At 40.8% G+C, this 22,600-nt stretch carries 19 protein-coding genes; 11 read left to right on the top strand and 8 right to left on the bottom strand.

All coding sequences use genetic code 11. The features are described 5' to 3' along the window. Nucleotide 1: 1 nt before the first annotated feature. The 9 genes from MNV_RS18755 (at nucleotide 2) to MNV_RS18795 (ending at nucleotide 7,984) form a co-directional block, all read left to right on the top strand. Nucleotides 2–460, top strand: coding sequence for a dTDP-4-dehydrorhamnose 3,5-epimerase family protein (locus tag MNV_RS18755; RefSeq protein ID WP_096207462.1), 459 nt, complete (start codon nucleotides 2–4; stop codon nucleotides 458–460). Beyond that, nucleotides 457–1,257, top strand: a complete 801-nt coding sequence (locus tag MNV_RS18760; protein ID WP_096207463.1) for a methyltransferase, TIGR04325 family — start codon at nucleotides 457–459, stop codon at nucleotides 1,255–1,257. Before MNV_RS18755 ends, MNV_RS18760 begins: the two co-directional genes overlap by 4 nt. A gap of 7 nt (nucleotides 1,258–1,264) precedes the next feature. Beyond that, a complete protein-coding gene (locus MNV_RS18765; protein ID WP_096207464.1) occupies nucleotides 1,265–2,218 on the top strand; it encodes a class I SAM-dependent methyltransferase in 954 nt (317 codons plus the stop codon). Between the two features lie 8 nt (nucleotides 2,219–2,226). Continuing rightward, nucleotides 2,227–2,907: an acetyltransferase gene (locus MNV_RS18770; protein ID WP_096207465.1), complete on the top strand. Its 681-nt coding sequence runs from the start codon at nucleotides 2,227–2,229 to the stop codon at nucleotides 2,905–2,907. Nucleotides 2,908–2,984: 77 nt separating this feature from the next. Further along, nucleotides 2,985–3,728, top strand: a complete 744-nt coding sequence (locus MNV_RS18775; protein WP_096207466.1) for an MBL fold metallo-hydrolase — start codon at nucleotides 2,985–2,987, stop codon at nucleotides 3,726–3,728. Between the two features lie 68 nt (nucleotides 3,729–3,796). Continuing rightward, on the top strand, nucleotides 3,797–4,912 hold the full coding sequence (locus tag MNV_RS18780) for a DegT/DnrJ/EryC1/StrS family aminotransferase (RefSeq protein ID WP_096207467.1): 1,116 nt from the start codon (nucleotides 3,797–3,799) through the stop codon (nucleotides 4,910–4,912). 23 nt (nucleotides 4,913–4,935) lie between these two features. Next, nucleotides 4,936–5,943 (top strand): NAD-dependent epimerase/dehydratase family protein, encoded by a 1,008-nt coding sequence (locus MNV_RS18785; protein ID WP_096207468.1) that lies wholly within the window; start codon nucleotides 4,936–4,938, stop codon nucleotides 5,941–5,943. Nucleotides 5,944–5,949: 6 nt separating this feature from the next. Continuing rightward, a complete protein-coding gene (locus MNV_RS18790) occupies nucleotides 5,950–7,017 on the top strand; it encodes a glycosyltransferase (protein ID WP_096207469.1) in 1,068 nt (355 codons plus the stop codon). Nucleotides 7,018–7,045: 28 nt separating this feature from the next. Continuing rightward, nucleotides 7,046–7,984 (top strand): NAD-dependent epimerase/dehydratase family protein, encoded by a 939-nt coding sequence (locus tag MNV_RS18795; RefSeq protein ID WP_096207470.1) that lies wholly within the window; start codon nucleotides 7,046–7,048, stop codon nucleotides 7,982–7,984. A gap of 102 nt (nucleotides 7,985–8,086) precedes the next feature. Here MNV_RS18795 and MNV_RS18800 read toward each other — a convergent pair whose 3' ends face one another. The 8 genes from MNV_RS18800 to MNV_RS18835 all read right to left on the bottom strand — a co-directional run bounded on the left by MNV_RS18800 (nucleotide 8,087) and on the right by MNV_RS18835 (nucleotide 20,016). After that, nucleotides 8,087–11,668 carry a DUF2341 domain-containing protein gene (locus MNV_RS18800; RefSeq protein WP_096207471.1) on the bottom strand — a complete coding sequence of 1,194 codons (3,582 nt, stop codon included), beginning with the start codon at nucleotides 11,666–11,668 and terminating at the stop codon, nucleotides 8,087–8,089. 264 nt (nucleotides 11,669–11,932) lie between these two features. Further along, a complete protein-coding gene (locus tag MNV_RS18805) occupies nucleotides 11,933–13,039 on the bottom strand; it encodes a glycosyltransferase family 4 protein (RefSeq protein WP_179294096.1) in 1,107 nt (368 codons plus the stop codon). Nucleotides 13,040–13,066: 27 nt separating this feature from the next. Then, nucleotides 13,067–14,062, bottom strand: a complete 996-nt coding sequence (locus tag MNV_RS18810) for a methyltransferase domain-containing protein (RefSeq protein WP_096207473.1) — start codon at nucleotides 14,060–14,062, stop codon at nucleotides 13,067–13,069. 42 nt (nucleotides 14,063–14,104) lie between these two features. Continuing rightward, nucleotides 14,105–15,952 carry an asparagine synthase (glutamine-hydrolyzing) gene (asnB, locus tag MNV_RS18815; RefSeq protein ID WP_096207474.1) on the bottom strand — a complete coding sequence of 616 codons (1,848 nt, stop codon included), beginning with the start codon at nucleotides 15,950–15,952 and terminating at the stop codon, nucleotides 14,105–14,107. A gap of 3 nt (nucleotides 15,953–15,955) precedes the next feature. After that, nucleotides 15,956–17,116 (bottom strand): glycosyltransferase family 4 protein, encoded by a 1,161-nt coding sequence (locus tag MNV_RS18820; RefSeq protein WP_179294097.1) that lies wholly within the window; start codon nucleotides 17,114–17,116, stop codon nucleotides 15,956–15,958. After that, nucleotides 17,113–17,823 carry a class I SAM-dependent methyltransferase gene (locus MNV_RS18825; protein ID WP_096207476.1) on the bottom strand — a complete coding sequence of 237 codons (711 nt, stop codon included), beginning with the start codon at nucleotides 17,821–17,823 and terminating at the stop codon, nucleotides 17,113–17,115. The genes MNV_RS18820 and MNV_RS18825 overlap by 4 nt, the downstream gene beginning before the upstream one ends. Continuing rightward, a complete protein-coding gene (locus tag MNV_RS18830) occupies nucleotides 17,810–18,937 on the bottom strand; it encodes a glycosyltransferase family 4 protein (RefSeq protein WP_096207477.1) in 1,128 nt (375 codons plus the stop codon). The genes MNV_RS18825 and MNV_RS18830 overlap by 14 nt, the downstream gene beginning before the upstream one ends. Next, a complete protein-coding gene (locus tag MNV_RS18835) occupies nucleotides 18,934–20,016 on the bottom strand; it encodes a glycosyltransferase family 4 protein (protein WP_096207478.1) in 1,083 nt (360 codons plus the stop codon). Before MNV_RS18835 ends, MNV_RS18830 begins: the two co-directional genes overlap by 4 nt. Nucleotides 20,017–20,080: 64 nt before the next feature. Here MNV_RS18835 and MNV_RS18840 point away from each other — a divergent pair, with 64 nt between their 5' ends. Both MNV_RS18840 and MNV_RS18845 read left to right on the top strand, forming a co-directional pair. Beyond that, the gene (locus MNV_RS18840) at nucleotides 20,081–21,229 is read left to right on the top strand and encodes a glycosyltransferase (protein WP_096207479.1); all 1,149 of its coding nucleotides are present in this window, start codon (nucleotides 20,081–20,083) and stop codon (nucleotides 21,227–21,229) included. A gap of 63 nt (nucleotides 21,230–21,292) precedes the next feature. Beyond that, on the top strand, nucleotides 21,293–22,600 hold a 1,308-nt coding region (locus tag MNV_RS18845; RefSeq protein WP_306453669.1), incomplete at its 3' end, for an STT3 domain-containing protein.

A 22,600-nucleotide genomic window follows, 5' to 3' on the forward strand; every position in this document is an offset into this window, starting at 1 on the left:
TATGATTAAAGGAGTAGTTTTAAAAAATTTGATTACACATGCAGACGAAAGAGGATTTTTCCGTGAGATTATCCGTGTTACTGATGATTTTTTTGCTGAAGGATTCGGGCAATGGAGCGTTTCACAGATGTATACAGGTGTTATCAAGGCATGGCATATTCATAAGAAACAAACCGATTGGTTGTATGTTTCAAATGGATTAATTAAAGTAGCGTTATATGACACACGAAAAGCGTCTTCTACTTATAAGGAAACGATGGAATTACTAATGGGCGATAATCAGCAACAGCAGGTATTGCGTATCCCACCAGGTGTAGCACATGGATGTAAATGTATAAGTGGACCGGCACATCTTTTTTATATTACTTCAAATGTATATGACCCACAAGATGAGGGACGATTATCCTATGATGATCCAGATATTGGTTATGACTGGTTGAAAGGCCCACTAATAAAATGATATCTAAGATTAAAAATTTTATTAAGAACATTATTTTTTACAAGTTCTATACCAATTTAAGAAAATATACGTGGAAAGGAGTTTATTTAAATTGGAGTGATTTACCATTGGATGTAAGAGGGTTCGATAGTAATAGATTTGTAAACGATACATTTATAATGACAAAGAACAGGCTATCAAAAAAATATAGCAAAATACCGGCCGAGATAAAAGACGAAAATGCTTTATTGCCGTTGTTAGCAGCAATAATGTGTCATAAGCAGCTAAAGGTTAGAATATTGGACTTTGGAGGAGGGATGGGTATCTCTTACATTCATATAAGAGATGCTATCCCAAATGGCAGTTTTTTGGATTATCATATCATTGAGCAAGAAAAAATGTGTATGGGTGGAGCAAGTCTCTTCTGTAACGATGACCACATTCACTTCCATACCGTTTTACCAGTGGACCTTTCTGATATCGATATTGTTTATATTAATAGCGCGCTGCAATATATCAATGACTACTTAAGCTTGCTAAAAAAACTGTGTGCTTATAAACCAACGTACTTTCTTTTTGTCAGACTCTCAGCAGGAGATGTACCGACGTATATTACTGTTCAGGAAAATGTACCGGATGTGAGGATTCCCTACTATTTCTTCAATGTAGATGAGATTGTTTCAATAATGGGTGAATGTGGTTATCAGCTCATTTTCAAAGGAGCTTTGGGCAAAAAATACAGTATGGATAACTTACCTCCTGAAAATCGTTTGGAATACCAGTCTAATCTATTGTTTGCCAAAAAATTCGCTGAATAAAATAAATATGAAAGAAAAATTAGAGAAAGTAAAATGTCCTAAATGTGGCACTGACGACAGTACTATAATTTTTAGAGGTAGAGATTATCTTTACCAAGTTAAAGGTGAGTACTTTGTTTCAGAATGCAGATTTTGTGGTCTTTGGTTTCAAAATCCACGTCCTGTTGCTGATGAACTTATCAATTTATATCCAACATATTATTCTCCCCATGCTAGTACCGCTACATGCAAAAATCAACCAGGCATACTATACAAAGGATGTACATATAATTTAAGATATCATATTAAATATATTAAAAATCAATTATGGAAGAATGGAATAGCATTGGTACCTCAATACGTACCAAATGGAAAACTTCTTGAAATTGGATGTGCGAGCGGAGATCGTTTGATTTCATTGAGATCCCTTGGATGGCAACATTTGTATGGCATCGAATTAGTGCCTGCAGCAGTGGAAAAAGCAAGAGTTGAAGGTTTTTCAGTAGATTGTGGGCCAGTAGAGGAAGTATTGCATAATTATCCTGACAAATATTTTGATGTTATAATTTCCAGCATGGTTCTTGAACATTTATACAATCCATTTAAGGTAGTTCAAATTATTGCATCGAAGCTAAAACCAGGCGGTCAATTTCTATTTTCAACAATAAGTCGGGATTCATTAGATGCCAAAATATATGGGGCATACTGGGCAGGTTTTGATTTTCCAAGGCACATGGTTCATTTTAGAAACAAAGATATTTTAGATATGATTAAGGATTATTTTACAAAAATTAAAATATATCATCAGGCTGCACCTATAGATTTTATAAGAAGTTCTAAATGGCGACGGGATGATAGATGTTGTACCGTGGTCGATAAGATAGTACTTACAATTGGTGAAAGCCGTCTAATATATATAGCTATGATGTTATCTTGGTTAGGATTTACTTGCAGAGTATCAGTTCACTGTCAGAGAAAGTAAGAGTAAGAATGCAAAATAATCATATTAACAAGCTACCGCCAAAGGTAATATTATGGGGAGGAACAGGTCAGGCAAAGGTTGTTCGTCCCATAATTGAATATTATGGATCAAAGGTTGTTGCTGTCTTTGACGATACTCCAAATCTTAAATCTCCTTTTCCAGATGTTGAAATATATTGCGGTTATGAGCAGTTCAAAAAGTGGATTGCATCTCAGAATCGAGAAGAAATTGGGTTCTGTGTGGCTATTGGGAATCCTCACGGTAGAGTAAGATTAAAACTTCATGATTTATTAATAAAAGAAGGATTATCTTCAATAACTATTGCACATCCTACAGCTTGGATTTCAGATAATGCAATAATAGGTTCTGGCTCACAAATCTTGGCAGGTGCTATTATAGGAGCAGAGGCGAAAGTAGGGCGAGAGTGCATAATAAACACTAAAGCAAGTATAGATCATGAAGACGTTTTAGAGGATGGTGTTGAATTAGCTCCAGGAGTAACTCTTTGCGGCTGCATACATGCAGGTATAAATGCTTGGATATGTGCAGGAGCAACTGTTCTTCCTCGGATTAAAATAGGGAATGATGCGATTATCGGTGCAGGGGCAGTTGTTACTAAAGATGTCCCAGATGGGGTTACCATGGTTGGCATCCCTGCTAAACCATTAGTGAAAAATAAGAAGGTTTAAAAACTAATGATGAAACATACATGTCATTGATTACTGTGATTAACCGAATTAAAAAAGATAGATGGGTTTCTTAAAAGATGAAGATTGTTTTTCTTGGAACAAATGGATGGTATGATACAGCCACTGGAAATACTATTTGTATTTTTGCTGAGACGGATGATTATATCATTATCCTAGATGCTGGAAATGGATTATATAAATTGAATAAATATAGTGGTATTAAAAAACCAGCTTATATCTTCTTGAGCCATTTTCATTTAGATCATCTTATTGGTTTCCATATTTTAAATAAATTTAAATTTTTTAAAGGACTTACTATATGTGGTCCCACAGGCACTAAGCGTATATTGAATAATATTATCAATGCTCCATTTACAATATCTTTAGATAAATTAGAATTTGAAACTTCCATCTTTGAGCTTCCACATGATGAAAGATATTTACCTTTCAAAGTAGTAAGTATGCCTCTTTTACATTCTTCTCTCACATTGGGATTTAGATTTGAAATTGATGGTAAGATACTAAGCTATTGTCCCGATACTGGTTTTTGTAAAAATGCTGTTATTTTGGCAAAAAATTCTGATTTGCTTATTGCGGACTGTGCTTTTAAGAGCGGACAGGAAGACAAAAATTGGCCTCATCTTAATCCAGAGACTGCTGCAAAAATTGCAAAAGAATCAAATTCAAAAATGTTGGCGCTAGTTCATTTCGATGCTGAAATATACAGCATTTTGGAAGATCGATATAAAGCAGAGGATGGTGCAAAGAAGTTTTTTGCTAAAACAGTCGCCACTTTTGATCAAATGGAGATAGAAATTTAAATAACTTTGAAAGCATATGAACTATCATTACTTAAATAAAACTAACTAAATAATCAGAAGGAGTTAAGATGAAACAAATCTTTATGGCAGGTCCATGGATTACAGAACACGAGATAAAAGTAGTTGAAGATGCTATGCGCAACGGTTGGTATGAAAATGCCTATTATTATGTGGAGACCTTTCAAAAGGAATTCGCCAAATATCACAACCGAAAATATGGTATAATGACACCTAATTGCACAACAGCAATACATTTACTTCTTACGGCAATGGGTATTAAAGATGGAGATGAAGTGATTGTTCCTGAGTGTACTTGGATTGCTACTGCAGCTCCAATAACTTACTTAAGAGCCACTCCGGTATTTTGTGATATTGAACCTGATAGCTGGTGTCTGGATCCGAAGTCTGTTGAGAAAAGTATCACTTCAAAAACAAAAGCAATTATTGTTGTTGACCTCTATGGCAATATGCCTTTAATGGATGAGTTAATTGACATTTCCAAAAAATATAATATTCCCTTGGTTGAAGATTCGGCTGAAGCTCTAGGGTCAAGCTATAAAGGAGTTAAGGCAGGCAAATTTGGCATAGGTTCGGTATTTAGTTTTCACCGAACTAAAACTATTACGACCGGAGAAGGTGGGATGTTACTTCTTGATGATGATAAGCTATATGAAAGATGTATGTTCCTGAGAGATCACGGAAGGGTGAAAGGAATCCCATATTATAATTCCGAAGTTACTTATAAATATATGCCATTTAATGTACAGGCAGCACTTGGATATGCACAATTTCAAAGATTGGATGAACTGGTTGCAAAAAAGAGAGAAATATTCAAGATGTATAAGGAGAGATTAAGTGATATAGAGGACCTGCAGTTCAATGCGGAACCAGAATATGTTTTCAATAGTGTTTGGGCAACAGGTTTGGTTTTTGGAAAATCGCATCATATGACGAAAAAAAATGCTATGAAACAAAATGAAGAAATGGGTCTACCTACCCGTCCATTTTTTTATCCATTGTCATCATTACCTGCATATCCAGGTTGCGAAGAAAAATATAAGAATAAAAATCTTATTGCATATGATATTTCTTCAAGAGGAATAAATTTACCCTGTGCACTTAATTTAACTGATGACCAAATAGATGCAATTTGCAATGGAATAAGAAAAATTCTCAGCCGTTAAAATGTTTATATAGAGGTTTTATTATGGAAGCTTCGTCAAAAATCAATCTCCCTGATTTGGATGGGCAAAGAGTCCTTATCACTGGCGGTTTAGGTTTCATAGGAAGCAATTTGGCTCACAAATGTCTTGAGTTAGGTGCTGAAGTAACCGTGTATGATTGTCTGGATCCACGTTCCGGTGGTAATATGCACAATGTACACGATATAAAAAATTCTATGAACATTATCCTTAACGACATTAGAAATTTTGAAGGAATCTGTGCCTGCATAATCAATAAAGATGTGCTTTTTAACTGTGCCGCTTATACCTCGCATCCCAACTCTATGAAAGAACCATTAATCGATATAGATGTAAATTGTAAAGGTGTTATTAATTTGCTGGAAGCTGCTCGCCGTTTTAACCCAGAGATTAAGATTGTTCATATTGGAACAAGCACCCAGATAGGCAAGATGCAATATAGTCCAATTGATGAGTTCCACCCAGAGTTCCCTGTAGAAATATATTCTGCTAATAAGAGCGCATCTGAAAAGTATGTCTTGATTTATGGCAGCGCGTATCACATGAAAACTACTGTAGTTAGATTAGCGAATAATTATGGACCGAGATCAAATATTAAGAGCCCGGATTTTGGTTTCATGAATTTTTTCATTGGCCTTGCTCTTCAGGATAAAGACATTACTGTTTTTGGGAAAGGTTCGCAAATGAGGAATATAGCTTATGTTGAAGATAGCGTTAATGCACTAATACTTGCGTCTCAGAGTGAAAAAAGTAATGGAGAGGTCTTCTTTGCAGTATCAGATACACAGACTAACGTGGCTGAAATAGCACAAAAAATAGTACAGGTTGTTGGGAAAGGAAGAGTTCGATATATTGATTGGCCCAAAGAAAGGGAAGCGATTGAAATAGGGGATGCTGTTATAAGTAATGAAAAGGCAAAGAAATTTATAAATTGGATACCACAATACGAACTTGTTAAAGGATTATTTGAAACAAAAAACTATTTTAATTCATGTTTAGATAAATATATATAATAAAATATGACGAAAAAACTGCTAATAGTGCTTGAAGCTGGAGATATGTACGCGAGTGGGTATGTACGTGGTTTAATATATCGGGATTTATTTTTAAAAAATGGGTTTGATATCAAATATATCTCAAGACTTTCGGTTCCATTGCTACGTTTAGAAACTAAAATAAGAAAAGAACTTCCACCAGCATTTGCATTATTCGCTACAGCATTACAAGAGCTTGTTTCATATTTTAGAGAAGTTTATATTATAAATCTTGCTAAGAAATATGATATTGTGTACATGACTAAAGTCGCTAAATCGAGATTTGTGAAAAATCTTAGAAAAAAAACCGAGGCTTATTTAGTTTATGATTTTGGCGATGCTATATGGTTAGATAAAAAAATTGATTTTAAGGGCCTAATAACTAATGTAGACTCTGTTACTACGGACAACACATATACAGCCGAATATGTTACGATATTTAACAAAAATTGTACAGTAATTCCAGATCTACCACAGATTGAGGAGTTTGATAAAGCCCGATCCATTATTAAATCTAAAGATAAAAATAAAATAGTTCTGGGTTGGGTTGGCTCGCCTAGTTCATTTTATAATTTTTATCAAATATATAAACCTTTAGAAAATTTATTTTCTAAATATTCCAATTTACATCTACGGCTCGTTGGAGTCGGACATAATCCAAATCTTCCTCCGTTTAATAATGTAAGATATTCGATTCTCCCTTACTATAATCAGTCTGAAATGATACGTGAAATTATGGCTATGGATATCGGTCTTTTTCCTCTTTGTGATGATGAAGCAGCTCTTGTTCGTGGCATTCTTAAAGCTACTGTTTATATGAGTGGCGGGGCGGTTGTTGTTAGCTCTCCAATAGGGCAATGCAAAGATTTTATACAGGATGGAGTTAATGGTATACTTGCTAATTCATCTGAAGAATGGGAGCATAAATTGGAGATACTAATTAACAATCCAGATCTTAGAGAAAAAATTGCACAGGTTGGACTTGAATTTGTAAGGCGTGAATTTACCCTAGAAAAAAGCTTTTTGAAACTACTCAAGGTATTGCATGGATAAAAATCTATTATAATGGCAGGAGGCTAAAATGAAAAAAATTTTAATTACAGGAGCATTAGGTCATATAGGTTCAAAGTTAATTCATGAGATTAAACCAAATGATTTTGGTGGAGTTATCCTTTTTGATAATCTTTCAACCCAACGATACTGCTCGTTATTTAATTTACCTGATAATGTTCCCTTTCAATTCATTGAAGGTGATGTCTTACAAGAGAATCTTGAAAAGTATTTTGAAGGCGTTGACATAGTTATACATTTAGCTGCGATTACAAATGCTGCTGGAAGTTTTGAGATTCAGGACCAGGTAGAAAAGGTTAATTATGAAGGAACTAAAAAAGTGGCAGAGGCTTGCCAAAAGTTTGGATGCAAATTAATATTTCTATCATCGACCAGTGTTTACGGGACGCAGGATGTTTTAGTGGATGAAGATTGTTCAAAGGAAGAACTAAAGCCGCAAAGCCCTTATGCAGAGAGCAAACTAAAATCTGAAGAACTTTTAAAGAAAATGAGTACTGAAACTGGATTGAAATATGTAGTTTTCAGATTCGGAACAATATTTGGCACTTCAATAGGCATGAGGTTTCATACAGCAGTTAATAAATTTGTTTGGCAGGCGTGCATGGGCATACCATTGACTGTTTGGAGTACAGCACTGAATCAAAAGAGACCTTATCTTGATATAGCTGATGCTACAAGAGCCCTGAGATTTGTAATAGGAAAAAACATTTTTGATAATAATATCTATAATGTCCTTACTACAAATGCTACGGTTAGTGAGATTGTTGAAATAATACGTTCTGATATTCCAGATGTTTCTGTTAAACTTGTAGATGAACGGATTATGAACCAACTGTCTTATGAAGTATCATGTGAAAAATTTAAAAAACTTGGCTTCAAGTTTGGAGGGGATTTAAGAAAAGGAATTAAAGATACAATTAGATTACTAAAAAATTGTAGAACTACATAGTAATCTCTTGTTACTATGTAGTTCATCAAAGCTTCTTTTAATTCAACTCATGGAATTGGATGAATTTTAATGCTATCAACAGACGTGAGGATTGGTGTTATATCACCGATCCCACCAAGTTGGCTCAGGTTCTGCATATTTTCGAATATAAACCAAATCGACATCTTCTTGGTAGCCTGCCCCATTAGTATTAGAATAAGGTGCATAGAGATACATAAGATAGTTTGTAAAAAACCAGTTCTCAGCATATTCTAAAGTTTCCACCTCATTTGGTTTCTGAAGATAAAAACGTGTTACATAGGGAGCTATTGGTGAGACTGTAATCCTACTTCGGATAATGGTAGTAGAATCATATCCAGACCAAAACGAACCATTAAAAACTAAATTTGTAATCTCCGTGTCCTTTGTGCGTTGGAAATATTTATCATCTTTATATCTGCTTTCGAAAGAGTATAATTCCTGACCTGATCTAAAGTGTGGATAAGAAGTACCATCAAGATACTTCTCTTTTCCCAAGAAAGGATATCGTATTCTACCGTTATACGCAACAGTAGTAGATCTTCCTCTTGCGTCAAAATTATTTTTCATCACAAGATATCCTTGATTCCATGGCGACACGATACTCGCTTTAGAGTTTGCAATGTTGACTGTTCCGTATTTATCCCATTTATTTAAATCTAAGCTATTAAAATCATCAAAAAATTCAAAAGTTCTCTCCCCATCACTTTTACTCGTCGCCGGGTTATTCCCATAGTACAGATAAACATCTGCCGCCCCCGGGCTCTCCGGTATCGAATCAACCTCAACCCACACCTCCGCACCGACCCCGGACTCATACGACTCCACCCAGTAGTCCAGCAAAGTAACCCCGTCCGATCCTGTGAACCTTATATCCCCGAAATCATCCCGCACATTACTTCCAAGATACACCGTACCCGGCGCATCTGTTCCGGAGCCTTTTCTGACCGTAAGCTTCAGCTGATAATTTGTTTGCGCCCCTGCCGTAGTTCCCATGATGCTCAATTTCTTGCTGAAGCCCCATCCGGGAAGCCCGATCACATCGACTGTTGCGTTCGCATAATTATCGTTCTCATCAAGTTCCGGGATCTTTTTCCCGGGGTCAACTATTACCGATATATTATATGAACCGTAGTTTTCAGCCGTCCACTTTGTTTCCAGAGTTATAGTCTCCCCTGCATTCAATACCGGTATTACGGAGGTATTGAAGACGCTGCTATCTTTAAGGAACTGCACTTCTATGTTTCGAGTGGCTCCGTGCCCGGCGTTATTAACATCCGCTTTTACTGTGAAATTTTTCGTTGCACCATCACGGACAGCCAGAATATTCGAGGGACGCAGGTCCGGCAGGACTTTTTGCACAGCCTCGTACACATCAATTCTTCCCGCCCCGTATTCATTATCCTTGCCCGGAGTCCCAAGCTCAACAGCGCTCTCTTCAAGCGCCTGCTGTACCTCGTCCGGGGTTAGATACGGATTTGCGCTCAGCACAAGGGCAGCAGCGCCCGCGACATGAGGCGCGGATGCCGATGTGCCGCCGAAAATACCATGAGAAGTGGAGACGAATGTGGGAGCGACGACATCGGGTTTGACGAGAGTGTTGCCGGCGGCATCAAATACAGGTCCCTGACCGCTGAAGTATGCAAGATCACCATAATAAAACTTATTTTTTATATCGGTTGCAAGAATCATATATCTCACTATAGATTCTTTGTTGGTTTTAAAGTCCCCGTATATTGCAGTAAGATAAGCGGCAGTATTAACGTACGGCTCGGTTATATTAGGAAGTGCGGCTCCTACAGTGAACGAATATCTGCTTGTAGCCGGAGCTATTACGCTGGATTCCTTAACATAGTGATCAAGCCACTGGTTCTGCTTATCAAGTATTTCTGAATACGAAAATCCAGATATGGGAGAAGGAAGTACAAAAACCTGGAAAGGTGTTCCTATTACGTCAGAAGAGCTGTATTTACTTGAATTAGTAACAAAAATTCTGACATCGCCTGATCCATCAACCGGGACTGCTATACCTTTTACCCCTCTGGAGTACCGCTCCTGGATGCTGTTTAAGAGTAGGGGTTCGGTATCGTTAATTCCAAGTTTAATATCCAGTTTATCGGCATCAGCAGGGTTCAAATGAAGATACGCTGTGACATTAGTATCTAGCTTAGAAGACCATATGGCATTTAATGTCTCATCGCGCCCCATGATGAAACTTGCGAATTCATGCCAGCCATTGTTGTTTTTATCCTGGTATTTTCCTTTGTAGTGGAGCCGCGCGTAATTGCCCGCTGCATTGATATAAAGAACGCCGTTTGTTCTCGCCAGTGTAATATTTTTAGAGATCGGGTCTGTCCCATCCAGGTCAAAATAAGGTGCAGATTGTGATACCGAGATTATATCCACTCCATTGGCTGTTGCATTTTCTATTTCACTATTCCAGTCTTCTCTGTAACCGGTCACATTAGCATCGGGAGCGATTGTTTGAATGACATCCATGATTTTGGCTTCATGAAGAGTAGGGGAACCATCAATCACAGCTACTTTTACTTTCGAGCCATCAGGCTTCAAACCTGTGAATCCAAGGCTCCTTACTTTGTCACCGCCTATAATAGCATCCCCTTCAGTAGTTGATTCCTGATATGGTGATGCAACAACATAAACACGTGTTATAAAATCCAGTTCTCCTGCTTCACGGATTTTAGAAACGGGTAAAGACGCTTCGATGAGGATTTCACCGCCGATGTCGGTCGCATTAAAAATACCTAAAACATCTATGCCCGTCGCTCTTAACGTGCTTAAATATGTTTCATTATCTTCCGGAACCGGTATTCTTACCCGGACGCTATCGTTTTCAACGATATTGTGAGGGTTCCTCGAAATGAAAGCAACCGCCGCATCCATACCCTGGGTTTCGTACAGATATGCAGTATAATTCAGCCCCGTGCCAAGCTTATCATTCTCGAACGGGTTTGGCGGGGGAAGCGGCATTGTCAGCTCTTTATTCGTGTTCTCCACATACGCAACTATATCGGCATTTCCGGTGTAACCGAGCGCATCTGTAGCAGAAACGCTTATCTGGTTACCGTTTTCGATAAGTGTTACATTCTGGTAAAAGCTGCCGTTGATAACAGGTGTATCAAAGATTTCATTATTTACTTTTATCGTTGCATTTGTAACGTTCCCTTTAATAGTTCCGACGACCGCTGTTTTAAATTCAACCGGCGTTCCATCAAGAGGGACATTAACAGGATGATAGGCATTTTTTATCGGAAATTCAATTTCAACAACAGGCGCTGCATGAATGTAAAGGGTTATTGAACCGCCCGGATTGCTGTTGAGATTCACATGCAGATTGTTTTGAGATTTCAGTTTTATCGATTTATTGATAGAATTGATATTTTGATTGAATTCATTCTGGCTGACAATCGTTTCTCCGTTAAGTGTGATCGTTGCGCTGCTTATTTTATAGCCTCCATCCCTGCCGTTATCCAGATGGAGTACAAAATCGCCTTCAGTAGATGAAAAATCATCTACAAAAATGTCCGGTGAACCTGTTGTTCTCTCATAAACAGCCGGACCAAAAACAAAGTCATCATCTGCAGATGAGATATTTACACCGCTTATAATTATTATTAATAAAATTATATATTTTTCATAATTCATTTTTACCACTTTTCCACTAATACCTTTTCGCACCGTTCTCGATTTAGGTAGAAGGTCGCTAAGCGCAGCGCAAAGATAATGCGCATACCATGTCACTTTCTACCCTTCTGGCACCCCTCAAGTGCAAAAGGACTATATAAGATTTTTGTAACTAAATATAAAATAATTTCTATTATTGCATTAAAAACCAAAGTGTAGCGATGGCATCAAGCAAGCGTTGCCATACCGACACAAAAACCAATCGAAACAACATCATGAAACTATTTATATCTTCCCAAAAATTTCGGTATATTTTTCAACTATCTTCCCCAGGTCATGCTCCTTCTTGACATACTGCCGCCCGTTCATCCCCATCTCCTCCCTCAACCCTTTATCTTTAAGTAAAGTCTTAACATCGATTATCATCTGCTCAAACGTCCCTGAATGGAACCCCAGTTTATGTTTGCAGATGATTTCATCCGGATCAACGTTCAGGCTGACCACAGGCGTGTATCCGGCCCACGCCTGCAAAAAAGTATTTGAAAAACCCTCGACGTTTGAGGTATTAACCAGGATAGATGCGCTATTAAAATAATTGTTTATCTCAGGATACGGGACAAAACCCGTGAACTCAAGATTTGGTATTTTCCCTGCCTCTCTTTTTATCCCATCATAAAACCGCCTGTTGCTGCCAGAGCCCCCGACCATCCTGAACTTCGCATCCGGGATAGACCTTGCAAGCTCAAGGAACAGGTCAGGCTGCTTCCATTCGGGCTTTATTGTCCCTACCCAGAGAACAACCGGGGGATCAAGCTTTTTCTTTTCCAGGTATTCGTTCGCAAGGCAGGGGTTTTTTATAATTGTGCTGTCAAGACCGTATTTTTTTTCCAGCAGATCATGCTGGTATTCGCTCTGCACAATTACTCGCTTGGCTCTTTTTACGCCAAAATTATAAAGGATCCTTTCATAGAACTTTGCTCTTTCATCAAATGTTCCATCTACTTCGATGTCGCTTGACATCCCATATACGAATTTTTTCTTTTTCATGGCGCAGAAAAAAGCGATAATACCTGTCTCCGCGGTTGCAGCCCTTTGATAATAAATATCCGCACCCACCCTTCCTAAAACTCTCCAGAAATGATAAACCCTTAAAGGAAAATCCGTGACCTTTGTATAGCGATTAATCGGAGACTTGAAGATCTTTATCCCGTTTTGGACCTCCATGTTCTCCTGTCCATAGTCATCTACTACGAAAGATATATCAAACCCTTTTTTTGCAAGTTCTTTTGCCAGGAGCACCTGGTGAAGCTCTGCACCGCCCGCAGTCCCGGTATTTTTATTCGAAAGGTACGAATATGCGCCGGGTGAAAAAAAGCATATTTTGCGACTCAATATACGTTCCACCTCATGCTGTTAATTTCAAGACTTATTTCCGTCAGGTTTAGCACCTCTCCCCACGATCATTCCGGGTGAGAATACCTGGATATCCGTAAGTCCGGCTTCCATAAACCATCTTTTCAGGGTTTTCATCGTCTGGGGACTGTCATACCTGGGCGAGAGCATATCAAAAGTATCAAGAATGGCCCAGTCCATGAGGTCTTCGTCTTTCACTGGCAGCACATTCTTGTAATTTATTATCGGGATTAAGGAACTCAGGGAATTGCCAAAAGCCGGGATTTTTTTCAGGGCACTGCTGGCCGGAAGCAGCACCGGGACAACTTTTGTGAGGAGAATATACAATTTAGTGCTATCGACCTGTTTCGTGAAGATACGCAGAAAATATTTTGACTGGAAATAATTCCTGACGCTTTTCTTATAAATGTCCACAACTATCTCCCCTCCTGGCTTCAGGTATGGCACCAGACTTGAAAATGCCTTTTTGACATCAGGCGTATGCTGCAAAACCCCAAAACAAAAGATTTTATCAAAATATCCTTTCTGGAAAGGAAGTTCATAGATGCTTGCCTGAAAGATATGAAGGTTTTTTGCCGTTCCGTTGTTAGCGAGGCAGGCATCAACCGCAGTACTGAGATCAAACGAATATACTTCTGCGCCGGTCTCTATCGCTATCTGGGTAAATCTTCCGGCCCCGCATCCCACTTCCAGTATTTTCTGGTTTTTTAAATCCTTGTCCCACTTCGTCTGGGAATAAAAGCGGTCTCTTGAAATATTTGTGCCGTTGAATTTATCTATTTGTGTTCTGGAGTGCTTATTCCACTCAAGTCCGAAAGAGGCAGCGTAGTTATCTTCTTTTACAAATCTCGGGATATAGTCCCTGACAGGATAATTACCCGGGCAATTTTTACAGGTCAGCACGCCTGCTTCGATCTCATTGTTCTTCGCCTCTGTCACCCTGCATTCAAGCTTACCCTGGCAGGCGGGACAATATAAATCGTTAATTATACTCTCTTTCATATTTTATTTGTTTGTAATATATCATTCTACATGGATAAAACATTATGTATCATGGAAAAACTGTTCATACCACAGTTCAAGGGCGAACAGGTTCCAGACGATCGCTGTGTTGCGATACCATTCATTTTTACGGGAGTTCTCTATCAACATCCTGATTTTTTCTTTCTCAAACAACCTTTTTATCAGCTCCCCTTCATCTATTTTCTGCTCAACCAGTTCCCTCATTTCATTCTTTACCCAGTGGATATAGGGTACACTGAAACCTGTTTTCTTTCTTTTTATGATCTCTTCAGGAACCAGATCTTTGACAGCCATCTTCAATATATGTTTTCCATCCCCGTTCTTGATCTTAAATTTTGGAGGGATCCTGAAACTGAACTCAACAATGTCTTTATCCATCAGCGGCAGCCTCTCTTCAACGGCATTTGCCATTGTGGCTTTATCCGCTTTCATAAGGTACTTCTCAGGCAGCAGGTTTTTGCAGTCAAGAGCCAGCATCTTATTCAGGGGCTGCTTCATGTCCGAAGGTATCACGATCTGATTTTCATCGAAGCTCAGATGCCCTGAAGTGAACAGTTTCAGTTCTTCATCGCCAAATGCGGATTTTGTCATGTCCAGCGACGCATGGTACATATCCTTCTGTGAGAGAAAATTCAGTACATAATATGGGTAAATTTTTTTAAAGAAATATTCTTTTTTCAACGAATATGAAACGATGTTTTTTAACGGGGTTCTGAAGATATGCGGCAGGCTGAACCAGTAATGGGTCTGCAAGCCTTTCTTATAATGATCGTATCCCCCGAACAGTTCATCCCCGGCTTCACCTGCAACTACCACTTTGACATATTTTCTTGCTTCTTTTGCAAGGAAATAATTCGCGATTATGGCTGCATCGCCAATCGGTTCGTCATAATGCCATGCTATCTTTTCCAGTTCCCGAACTACATCGCTGTGGCCTATCTCAATCTCATGGTGTGCAGTGCCGATATGTTCCGCCGCCGTTTTTGCAAAATCAAGCTCCGAGAAATACCCTTCAAAACCCATTGAAAACGTATGCAGGTCATAATTAATCTTTGGCTTTGTGAGCGCGACCACACTTGTAGAATCAATCCCGCCGGATAGAAATGCGCCTACTGGAGTATCGGCTATTGTCCTGAGCTGCGCCGATTCTTCAAGCAGCGCCCGAAGCTTCCGAACGAAAAATTCCTCAGGCGCATTTACAATGTCTTCTTTGATCTCAAAATATTTATCTATTGTTACAGTTCTGCTGCTGATATCAAAGGTAAGTATCTCCCCCCCGAGCACTTTCCTGATGCCAAGGAACATGGTATTTCTTCCGATGGTATATTGGTGTGTCAGATATGCGCACAGCCCTTGCATATCGATTTCTCTTTTAATCCCGGCTTCAAGGATAGCTTTGATCTCAGAGGCGAAAATGAACCAGTTCCCGTCCCAGTAATAATACAGGGGCTTCTTACCGATAGGGTCTCTTGCGAGTATCAATTTTTTCTTTACGGAATCGTATATAGCGAATGCGAACATTCCCCTGAGCTTTTTAACAAAATCCACTCCGAAGTCCTCATATGCGTGGATAAGAACTTCGGTATCGGTGTTTGAATAAAAATCATGTCGTCCCTTTAAGTTTTTCCTCAGATCCATGAAATTATATGTCTCGCCGTTGTACGTGATCCGGACAGTCCCGTTTTCGTTGCCCATCGGCTGTTTCCCTTTATCGGATGTATCGATGATGCTGAGCCTTGTATGACCGAACGAGATGTTACCGTCGGTATAGAATCCGCTGGCGTCAGGACCGCGATGCGACAGGCTTTTGACCATCCGTTTAATTACATTTTCATCTTCAAGCCCGTAGAATCCGCATATCCCGCACATGCTTTACTTCTCCCCGAGGCTATCTATCGCTTTTATCATGCCTTCATACAGCGATTCAGGGCTAAGCCCGTTGCAGAATATGCCTCTATTTCCGATCATCTCTTCAAGCGCCCCTACTTTGAATGCGACAACCGGTTTCTTGTACTTGAGCGCATCGTCCACAGTTGCAGGATGCGCCTCGGGAACCACGGTCGGGGCGACGATGATATCTGCAACCTTATACACGCTTCCCAGCCTGTCTTTTTCTACCCAGCCGAGGTATTCCACGCCATGCATATCTCTTTTTAAATCTCCCGTACCTGCTACCCACAGTGCTGCATCCTGCCTTTTTTGCATTACCATTTTAAAAGACTCAAGAAGCATGTCAAATCCTTTCTCAACAGTGAGCCGCCCTATATAAGCCAGGATAATTTTATCTTTTTTGAGTTTGACCAGTTCTCCCGTGTAGAGCGGGTCTTCGAATATATCGGACGTGGGAGGTATCAATATCATCTTTTCAGGAAGTATCCCCCATCCTTCAAGCAGATTCCTGTGATAACTGCTCTGGACTATAACCGTGCAGTACCTGTTCCACAGGAACCTTTTAAATTTTAATATAATTATCGAATATAATCCAGCTACCGGTCTCAAAAAAGGGTTTTTAATGCCCAGGCATTCTGCGCACTCTCTTAATCTCTGCGCATCGCTGCAGGACTGGCTCTTTGCGTAAAGATTCGGGCATAACCAGTCGTTGCGGACAATGATCCTTGTTCTGAACAGCACAGATGCCACAAGCGGCGCAACCGATCCCTGGAGCAGCGAGGCATATTCCACACAGGACGGCTTTTCACGGATCAGGATCCGCATCACATTAACAAATATCAGGGGATTAAAAAACTCAAGAAAAGGGAATATTAATCTCCTGACTTTACTTTTGGAGTACGGGATGTACGTGCCAACCCTGTAAATACCATCCTTATGAGGCGACCTGCCATACAGGGAAAATGAGATGACAAATGTATCCACGCCATTTTTTATAAGCTGGTTATAAAGCTGCTCGTGCACCTCTGTAACACCCCCCCTGAACGCTTCGGTATTTTCAGGGTACGGCGGGAAGTTAGTGATCATAATGCAGACCTTTTTCTGGTTTTTTAACAGCTCAAATAGAGAAGATACGCTTTTCATAACCTGCGAGCGATAATGCATAGATTTTCACCGTACTTTTCAGAGTATTTCGTCCCCAGAGAGAACAATACCAGAGATGGGATTTTTATGAAAATGTCCTGAAAGAGCCTGGGAATATATTTCAGATACGGAGTATCCCATAATCCATCGTAGAACACGCTCAGTACCTCAAAATTATTCTCCCGGAGCATGGAGAGCCAGCCTTCATTTGAAAGCAGCGATTTATGAGTTGTATCTTTATAGCCGAACCACTCTTCTTTTTTCCAGTTAGCCCCTAAAGAGGATATATTCGGAATCCTTATCACGAGCATTCCTCCGGACTTGAGAACACGCCTGCACTCCTGCACGGCAGCTTCCGGGTCATCAAGATGTTCCAGGACATCAAAGCATGTGACGACGTCAAAAAATTCGTTCCCATGATCTATGTGTGCGATACTGCCGGTAGAGAGTTTTGTTTTTTTTGTCCTCCGGTATGCCTCGCTTATGCAGTAGTCTGAAACATCCATTCCATACGCTTCGTAATATTTTTCAGCATATTGCAGGAAATAACCTTCACCGCAGCCAATATCAAGCAGCCTTCCGCCGCCCTTGTATTCCCGGATTATCTTTACCCATCTTCCCCAGAGCGGACGCATTGTTTTTAGAAGGAGGCCTATATTGCTGCGCGTTTTCTTAAAATAGTCCCCATCGTATTCATGTGATGACATCAATTAACTCCTGGTACCGGGACGCGATGTATTTCCAGTCAAATTCTTTTTCCACTCTCGCCCTTGCCCTTGCCCCCAATTCCCTGCGCAGTTCATCGTCCCTTAACATTGTTATTCGCCCCGCAAGTTCTGCCGGATCCCCGGGCTTGACCAGGAAACCTGTCTCTTCGTCCAGTACCGTATCGCGCATTCCTCCTATCTTCGTCCCGATAACCGGCTTTCCGCATGCCATGGCTTCCACAACAGCAATGCCGTAAGGTTCTACGATGCTGGGCTGGATGTATATATCGCATTCAGAATACAGCTTTGGTATTTCATAGTTCGGAACCGTATTTGTAAGAAATGTAACAGCATCATTCAACTGCAGTTTATTTACGAGGCTTTTGAGGTTTTGCTCCTCCTCACCTTTTCCCAGGATGTAGAGATGCGCTTGCGGTATTTCCTTACTGACCGTTTCCATTGCCTCTACCAGGTATTCAAGCCCCTTATATCTGTGCAGCCGCGCCACGGTCAAAATCCGAAAGTCCCCTTTTTTGAGGTATTTTCTTCCCGATCGTCCCGGTCGGAACAGGTCTGTATCCACGCCCACGTGTATAACCGTGATTTCCCTTTTTACTCCCAGTTCCTCTATTATGAATTCTTTAGCTGCTGAGCAGTGGGCGGTCAGCGCATCAGCACCATCCCGCAATTTCCTGTTGGTCGTTGCATCCAGTAACTTAAGAGCATACCTCTTTGCGATATTTTCCGGTGAATATGTCCGCTCTGACGATAAAATCACGGGGATATCGTATTCCCTTGCGGCGCTGTATGCTTTATGGCAGATGAGCGGATAATCCTCCTGAAGCATCACGATATCCTGCCCCCGGATATGATCTTTTATTCCAGATACGATAGGATTGTCTCCCACATCGATAAGAACCGGAAGGTATCTCACATCAAAATCGATGTTATCACCATGGGATACCGTATCCGTGATCGCCTTTTCACGCGGAGCCCTGGCGGTTGATGTAATTATTGTAATTTTATGCCCGAGGTGAGTGAGACCCTGTGCCAGTCCGTACTCATTGCCGCGCACATAAGGGGTGAAGTAGGGTACGACGATGCCGATATTCATTTTATGCTTCTGTAAACCTCTATTAGTTTATCTGTTACATCGTTCCAGTCATGGATCGGAAGTTTCTCTATCTTCATATCATCTTTAATGTGGGATTCCCTTAACTGCCGTATGGCTCCGACCAGTTTATCGGTCGTGACGGGCGCTTCAATGCCCAGACATCGTTTCCCGTCCACGAACTCATCCAGAGCGCTTCCCGCTGCAACGATGCACGGCGTTCCTGAGGCAAGCGCTTCGGCAACCGTAATACCGTATGCCTCGTGTCTGGAGAGCATGATGAACACATCTGCAGATGCATAATGCCGGAGCAGTTCTTCTCTTGTCATTTGTTTATACCAGTTAATGCGCTCCGTTACTAATAGTTTTTCCGCGAGTTTTCGCAGACCGGGCTCATAAGGTCCCTGCCCGATGATTTCCAGCCTGGAATCTCTTAACAGGGGAAGAGCGTTGATTATGTGCTGTACGCCTTTATATTCTTCCAGCCTGCCAACGTATAGCAGTGTTATCCTGCTGCCATCTTTCCCGCCGTACCCTGTGTTTTTGAACTCCTCAAGATCCAGACCATTTGGTATGACGATTACTTTTCCTTCTGGCATGTTGAAATCCTCAATAACTTTCCGGCGCTCATGCCCGGACACGCAGATCACTTTATCCGCCTTTCCAAAAATCCCGCTCCCTATAAGCCTGTATGGTTTATGGAGCACATCCCTTATTAGAGTGTGCCCGCTCCTGTGATAATGCGGCGTAAAGACCATCCGCCTCCCATTCTTTGCAAGTGCGGCAAAAAGCGCAGGCAGTGCATGGTAGCTGTGTGCATGTACCAGGTCATAGCTCTGTCCCTTCAAATAAAAATACATTTGCGGCGCAATGTAGTACGCTTCTCCCGGCGCAAAGGACCTGAATCTTGTTACAGTGACTCCGTTTATTATCTCGTGCCTGCATAAAATACCTGATGGATCGGTACAGACCACTTCGACCTTAAAACCGCGTTTTACAAGCCTCTCACTTATTTCCTGCACGTGTGTCTCTACTCCGCCGATGTCAGGGTAGTAACGGGGGCATACCTGTGCTATTTTCACTAAAAACTGCCTCAGGCTTCTTATGCATTAATTTAAATATAAAGGTAATGTACTTGCGAATGATATGCAAAATGTAAAAGTCTGCATCGTCGGGCCCTCAAAACATTTCCTGAGCGGTATCAGCTATTTTATTATGCGGCTTGCGAATTCTCTATCGGCTTCCTGCAGCGTGTCTGTTATCTGTTACAGGAACCTTCTACCCCGGTTCCTCTTCCCCGGGCGCGCACACGTAGGTAAAGAGATCTCGAATCTTGAATTCTCACCGGCAGTGCAGGTGTACGACGGGATGGACTATAACAATCCGGTAACATGGTACAGGGCATACTGCCACCTCAGGAGAACAAAGCCTGATATCATTATTTTGCAATGGTGGACATCCTCGGTATCCCATATGCACCTGCTCATGAAAATAATGGGCTTATCCTTAAGATCAAGGCTGGTAATCGACTTTCATGAAGTGGTTGACCCGCTGGAAGAAAGCATCTTCCCCCTCAGGCTGTATTCGCGTTTGATGGGAAAGATACTTCGCAAAGATCTTGATACTTACATCGTGCATTCAACATCTGATAAATTTCTGGTGGCTAAGCGATACGGAATTGACGCGCAAAAAATCCATGTTATCCCGCATGGTCTGTACGACCATTACGGCAGGGTCATGGATGCAAAAAAAGCGAGGGAACTCCTGTCCATTAAAGAAGAACTCGTTATCCTTTCTTTTGGTCTGATAAGGAGGTATAAAGGGGTGCCTTATTTGATCAAAGCTTTTGAGCAACTGCCGGAAAGCATAGTCAAAAGAAGCAGGTTGCTTATTGTAGGCGAGATGTGGGAAGACGGGGAAGAGCTTCTTTGCCAGATAAAATCTTCTCCATTCACCGAAAAAATCACGCTCGTGGATGAATATGTTCCTGACAGCAAAGTTCCTGTGTATTTCAGTGCTGCGAACATCGTGGTCCTGCCCTACACGCGTGCTTCACAGAGCGGTATCGCCCATATTGCAATGTCTTTCGGGAAACCGGTGATCGCTTCTGATGTAGGAGGATTGAAAGAATCGCTGGGGAGATATGCAGGAGCGATTTTTGTGCCTCCAATGGATAGCGATGAAATAAAGAAAAAGCTCCTTTTGAATCTTAAGAGCGAAAAAATATATAATCCGCCAGCATTAGGGTGGAATAAAATAAGTGATCAGTATCTCAAAGTGGTACTCAGGCAATAACTATAAACGTTAAGTTCGTATATTTACGAACCGTTCTATCAAAGGTTTAATCACAGGTTTAATATGACTAAGAACAAAAAGAAGCGTGAAGAGAGATCAGTAAGAGCGGGAAAAGATAAAGAACAAAAATCAGAGCAAAGGTTAAATTTTCCTCCTTATTTTAACTATATACCAGGCATAATTCTTCTGGCTATATTCGCCCTGTCCCTTTACTTACGGATTGTAATGCCATACGACAGCGTTTTCAGGAACGGCTATGTTGCATTTGCTTCTGACGATGCCGTATTCCAGATGCGTCTTGTTGAAAATACACTGAATAATTTTCCGCACAGGATTTTCTACGATGCATTTACTATCTACCCCAAAGGTAGCGCGATACACTGGGGACCCCTGTGGACTCAGATGATCGCGACTCTCTCGCTCATCGCAGGAATGGGCAGTTACAACATGCAAACAGTAAACGCCATAGCCGCCTATCTGCCCGGTGTACTGGGTGCGCTTGTCGTTTTCCCGGTGTATTACATCGGAAAGCTGCTGTATAACAGGAGTGCGGGCCTGCTTGCAGCACTTATGATCACTGTTCTGCCGGGACAGTTCTTCAGCCGCTCGACGCTGGGATTCACAGATCACCATGTCGCCGAGGTTTTTTTCAGCACTGTGGCAATGGCTCTCTTTATGCTTGCAATAAAAGCGGGCAGAGATAGGAATATAAAACTTTCAGGACTGAATTTAAAAGAAAATTTAAAAGAAAAACCGGTGTTGTATTCCATACTTGCAGGGATAATGCTTGCAGCATTCCATATAACATGGCCCGGCGCTCTGTTCTTCATCATGATATTTTTGATATTCATTTTTGTTCAATCTATAGCTGATCATTTAAGGGGTAAGTCAACGGATTATATAGTTGTTGCTACGGTTCCCATGTTTTTAATCGATTTAATAGCGGTGCTGCCGTACATTCGTTCCATATTTGATATTACGGATTTCGGAATAGCCAATTATTCATGGTTCCATATAGTTGTGCCCATCTCCGGCATGGCTGTTCCTGCAGCATTGAATATACTTTCAAAAGAGATTAATAAAAGAGGGTATAATCCCCTATATTACCTGCCCTCTCTTGTGGCACTCTTTGCAGTGGCGCTGCTGGGAGTAGGAATAATCCTTCCCAATTTGTTTACGTCCCTGATGGTAGCACCCGGTCTCGTCTTTGAAGTTCATACAGAAGGGGGTGCCACTGTTGGAGAGGGCAAATCGATTTTTACCGAACCTGGCTGGGTCTGGGGAAGCTTCCCTGTGACCGGTTTCCTGCAAAACGATAACTGGGTACTCGTGTTCATATTCGTTGCCCTTGCCTATACAGGATACAGGGTT

This window comes from Candidatus Methanoperedens nitratireducens (genome assembly GCF_900196725.1).
In the GTDB taxonomy this organism is placed as follows: domain Archaea; phylum Halobacteriota; class Methanosarcinia; order Methanosarcinales; family Methanoperedenaceae; genus Methanoperedens; species Methanoperedens nitroreducens_A.

Bases quoted from the DNA above. Each gene is read 5' to 3' on its own strand.
- MNV_RS18755 (WP_096207462.1), top strand. From the start codon at position 2: ATGATTAAAGGAGTAGTTTTAAAAAATTTGATTACACATGCAGACGAA.
- MNV_RS18760 (WP_096207463.1), top strand. From the start codon at position 457: ATGATATCTAAGATTAAAAATTTTATTAAGAACATTATTTTTTACAAG.
- MNV_RS18765 (WP_096207464.1), top strand. From the start codon at position 1,265: ATGAAAGAAAAATTAGAGAAAGTAAAATGTCCTAAATGTGGCACTGAC.
- MNV_RS18770 (WP_096207465.1), top strand. From the start codon at position 2,227: ATGCAAAATAATCATATTAACAAGCTACCGCCAAAGGTAATATTATGG.
- MNV_RS18775 (WP_096207466.1), top strand. From the start codon at position 2,985: ATGAAGATTGTTTTTCTTGGAACAAATGGATGGTATGATACAGCCACT.
- MNV_RS18780 (WP_096207467.1), top strand. From the start codon at position 3,797: ATGAAACAAATCTTTATGGCAGGTCCATGGATTACAGAACACGAGATA.
- MNV_RS18785 (WP_096207468.1), top strand. From the start codon at position 4,936: ATGGAAGCTTCGTCAAAAATCAATCTCCCTGATTTGGATGGGCAAAGA.
- MNV_RS18790 (WP_096207469.1), top strand. From the start codon at position 5,950: ATGACGAAAAAACTGCTAATAGTGCTTGAAGCTGGAGATATGTACGCG.
- MNV_RS18795 (WP_096207470.1), top strand. From the start codon at position 7,046: ATGAAAAAAATTTTAATTACAGGAGCATTAGGTCATATAGGTTCAAAG.
- MNV_RS18800 (WP_096207471.1), bottom strand. From the start codon at position 11,668: ATGAATTATGAAAAATATATAATTTTATTAATAATAATTATAAGCGGT.
- MNV_RS18810 (WP_096207473.1), bottom strand. From the start codon at position 14,062: ATGAAAGAGAGTATAATTAACGATTTATATTGTCCCGCCTGCCAGGGT.
- asnB (WP_096207474.1), bottom strand. From the start codon at position 15,952: ATGTGCGGGATATGCGGATTCTACGGGCTTGAAGATGAAAATGTAATT.
- MNV_RS18820 (WP_179294097.1), bottom strand. From the start codon at position 17,116: ATGAAAAGCGTATCTTCTCTATTTGAGCTGTTAAAAAACCAGAAAAAG.
- MNV_RS18825 (WP_096207476.1), bottom strand. From the start codon at position 17,823: ATGTCATCACATGAATACGATGGGGACTATTTTAAGAAAACGCGCAGC.
- MNV_RS18830 (WP_096207477.1), bottom strand. From the start codon at position 18,937: ATGAATATCGGCATCGTCGTACCCTACTTCACCCCTTATGTGCGCGGC.
- MNV_RS18840 (WP_096207479.1), top strand. From the start codon at position 20,081: ATGCAAAATGTAAAAGTCTGCATCGTCGGGCCCTCAAAACATTTCCTG.